The organism is Protofrankia sp. Cr1 (genome assembly GCF_963555865.1).
GTDB lineage: Bacteria > Actinomycetota > Actinomycetes > Frankiales > Frankiaceae > Protofrankia.
The window spans coordinates 8,572-12,002 of the sequence record NZ_CAUVXO010000151.1; the positions used below are offsets into that span (position 1 = coordinate 8,572).

General features: G+C 67.6%; 3 protein-coding genes. 2 read left to right on the forward strand and 1 reads right to left on the reverse strand.

Annotated features, from left to right (window positions below):
• Both U9980_RS13715 and U9980_RS13720 read left to right on the forward strand, forming a co-directional pair.
• Positions 1 to 1,473, forward strand: a 1,473-nt coding sequence (locus U9980_RS13715; protein ID WP_322768263.1) for an ATP-binding protein, incomplete at its 5' end; no start/stop codon positions are given.
• Positions 1,466 to 1,819: a UBP-type zinc finger domain-containing protein gene (locus U9980_RS13720; protein ID WP_322768264.1), complete on the forward strand. Its 354-nt coding sequence runs from the start codon at positions 1,466 to 1,468 to the stop codon at positions 1,817 to 1,819. The genes U9980_RS13715 and U9980_RS13720, both read left to right, overlap by 8 nt.
• A 158-nt stretch (positions 1,820 to 1,977) precedes the next feature.
• Here U9980_RS13720 and U9980_RS13725 read toward each other — a convergent pair whose 3' ends face one another.
• Positions 1,978 to 3,426 carry an ATP-binding protein gene (locus U9980_RS13725; RefSeq protein ID WP_416210266.1) on the reverse strand — a complete coding sequence of 483 codons (1,449 nt, stop codon included), beginning with the start codon at positions 3,424 to 3,426 and terminating at the stop codon, positions 1,978 to 1,980.
• Positions 3,427 to 3,431 lie beyond the last annotated feature (5 nt).

Consider the following 3,431-nt stretch of genomic DNA (forward strand, 5'->3'; position numbering starts at 1 on the left):
GCGTGCAGCCCGGACGAGCTCCGCACGCTGTTCCTGTTCGAGAAACTCACCGAGGACCAGTTGGCCTGGCTGTGCGCGCAAGGACGCGCCGAGTCCATCGGACCAGGACAGGTCTTCACCGAAGGCGAACCTGCCACCTGCTTCTACGTGCTCATCGAGGGCGCACTGGTGATGTCGCGGCGGATCGGTGCCGACGACGTGGAAATCAACCGCACATCCCAGCGAGGCGTGTACGCGGGCGCCTTTCAGGCCTACCTGGGCGACCGTGTGCCGCAGGTCTACAGCGCCTCGTTGCGGGCCAGCGAGCCGTCGCGTTTCTTCGTGCTCCCGGCGGCTGCGCTGGCGCGGCTGATGCACGAATGGTTCCCGATGGCCGTGCACATGCTGGAGGGGTTGTTCCTCGGCATGCGGACCACCCAGCAGGCGGTCGGTCAGCGGGAACGGCTGCTGGCGTTGGGCTCCCTGTCCGCCGGGCTCACCCATGAGCTGAACAATCCGGCCGCCGCCGCGGTACGGGCCACGTCGGCGTTGCGGGAGCGGGTCGCCGGGATGCGGCACAAACTCGGCTTGATCGCCTCGGGACCCTACGACCGGGCCACCCTGGAAACCCTGATCCGACTGCAGGAGGAGGCGGTGGAGCGGGTCGCGAAGGCGCCCGTTCTGACTCCGCTGGAGGTCGGCGACAGGGAGGATGCGGTCACCGACTGGCTCGACGAACACGGCATCGCCGGCGGGTGGGATCTCGCCCCGACCTTCGTCCAGGCCGGTCTCGACCTTGCCTGGCTGGACCAGGTCGCGGCCAGCGTCCCCGGCGCGATACTCGAAGGTGCCGTCCGGTGGCTCAACTACACGGTCGAAACCGAGCTGCTCGTGAACGACATCGAGGACTCCACGACCCGGATCTCGACCCTGGTGACCGCCGCCAAGCAGTACTCCCAGCTGGACCGCGCGCCCTACCAGCGGGTCGACGTCCACGAGCTGCTGGACAGCACCCTGGTCATGCTCGCCGGCACGATCGGCGAGCGCATCACCGTTGTCAGGGACTACGACCGAACGCTACCGAAGATCCCCGCCTATGCCGCCGAACTCAACCAGGTCTGGACAAATCTGATCGACAACGCGGTCGCCGCCATGGACGGCGCCGGCACGTTGACCGTGCGCACGACATCCAGCCAGGACCACCTGGTGGTCGACCACCTGGTGATCGAGATCGCCGACACCGGGCCGGGCGTGGCACCGGAGATCCGTGACCGGATCTTCGAACCGTTCTTCACCACCAAACCGGTGGGCGAGGGCACCGGTCTCGGCCTGGACATATCCTGGCGCATCGTGGTCACCAAACACCACGGCGACCTGTCAGTGGAGTCAGTGCCCGGTGACACCCGCTTCCGGGTGCGGCTGCCTGCCCAGCCAGCCGATGAAGCGCCTGGAGGACCGAGCGAGCCGCAAGAGCGAGGTGAGCCGCATGACTGAGGTGACCACGATCGATCCGTCCGCGACACCGAGCGGAACGGGATGCGCCGAATGCACCGCCGGCAACGGCCCCGGATGGTGGTTCCATCTGCGTCGCTGCGCCCGATGCGGCCACATCGGCTGCTGCGACTCCTCCCCCTCCCAGCACGCGAGCGCGCACGCGGCCTCGACCGGCCATCCGCTTATCCGCAGCTTCGAGCCAGGCGAGACCTGGTTCTGGGACTACCAGACCGAACAGTTCTACGACGGGCCGCCGCTGGCGCCGCCCGAGCATCACCCACTGGGCCAACCGACGCCCGGCCCGGTCGGGCGGGTGCCCGCCGACTGGCAGGACCACCTGCGCTGAGAACGAATATCGTCCGCCGACAAGATCGGCGCGAGTTTGTCGTCAGGTACGCCTATCCGGCCGAAAACCGTACCTAACGACAAACAAACGCCGATCATCGCCTCCGAGGAAGGGTCTCGCTCCGAGAGCCCGGTTCAGAAGTCGATCATCTGAACCAGTCAAGCACGCCAGGCCGCGATCAGGTCATCCGGGCCGACCGCCCGGATCGGCAGGCCGGCGGCGACACCGTTCCGACTGACTGCGAGCAGTTCAGTAGCCGGGCCGACCCCCGGTACCGCCGCCGTATCCCGCACCAGTGCGGAATGGTCATGCTGGTCAAACGGCTTTGCGATCTGCCATGTGATACTGCCGGTAAACAGAATCCGGGTGGCGGCGCCCTGGCGGTCGGCACCGACGAGATCGATCTCGGGATTGTTCTGCCGATTCCACCACCCGCCGACGGCTTCCGCCTCGGACCATCCGAGTTCCGGGGCGATACGCAGCAACGCCTCCCGGATCACAGGCTCGACGGCACGGCCACGCCAGGAAGTCCAGGAACGCCGTACCCTGCGCAGCAGCAGATCGGCGCGTCCGCGTTCGACCAGAGGCAGCCCCGCTTCGACGAACGCCAGAAAGAAACGCAGGTACGGGTCGGCCACCCGATAACGACGGTCCTTCTCGGCGGGTTTGACCGACAACGGAGTATCGACAGCGATCACCCGTTTGGCTTCGAGCAGACGTAGGGCGTTGGTCAGTGAGCTGGCCGCCATCGGCTCGACCCCGGACGACATTGCCGCGCGAACACCGCTCCACGTGCGTTCGCCGTTACCGATCGCGGTAAGCACGGACCGGGCCTGAAGATAACCGGGGAACTCGGCGGCGAGCGAGCGTTCACCCGAAACCAGCAGCGCGGCGGTCGGATCGGCCAGCGATTCGCCAAGAAAGCTCTCGACGGACTCCCCTGGACGCCATTCCTGACAGATCAACGGCAACCCACCGGTGACAAGATACGCGTCGATCGCCTCAGCCGCCGGCAGATCGAGCATGGAACCGACCTCGGCGGGGTTCAGCGCGGGCAACACCATCACCGTCCCGCGCTGGTGGAACGGACGCCGGTAGTCGTCCAGACGTTCCATCATGGCCAGATCCGAACCGATGAGCACGAAGAGCACCGGTTTGCGTGCGAGCAGCGTGTCCCACGCCGTCTGCAACGTCCCTTCCAGGGCAGGGTCGGCGTCGATCAGCCAGGGCAACCCGTCGATGACCACGATGCTCGGGGAGTCGGCGGGCAGCGCCGCAGCGAGCTGGCGGAACACCGCCGTCCAGGTCGGCAGCACCGTACCGTCGGCGAACAGGTCCCGGCCCGGAAGCTCCGATTCGCCCACGGCTGCGGCGAAGGCAACCCGTTCTGCCGCCGGATCAGCGCCCTGGCTCGCCTGAAAGAACACCGACGGGACGCCGGCTCGCTCGCAGAACACCTGGACCAGCCGTGACTTGCCGACCCGGCGCCGCCCCCGCAGCAGCACCGCCACCCCGGGAAGGTCACGCCGGGCGTCCCCCACCCGCGCCAGCAAAGCGTCCAACCGGGCAAGCTCCGCTGCCCGACCGACGAACCCGCTCGCAGCCACCCGAC

What these genes read in the sequence shown, in the direction of transcription:
- U9980_RS13720 (WP_322768264.1), top strand. Translation starts at nt 1,466, where the DNA reads ATGACTGAGGTGACCACGATCGATCCGTCCGCGACACCGAGCGGAACG.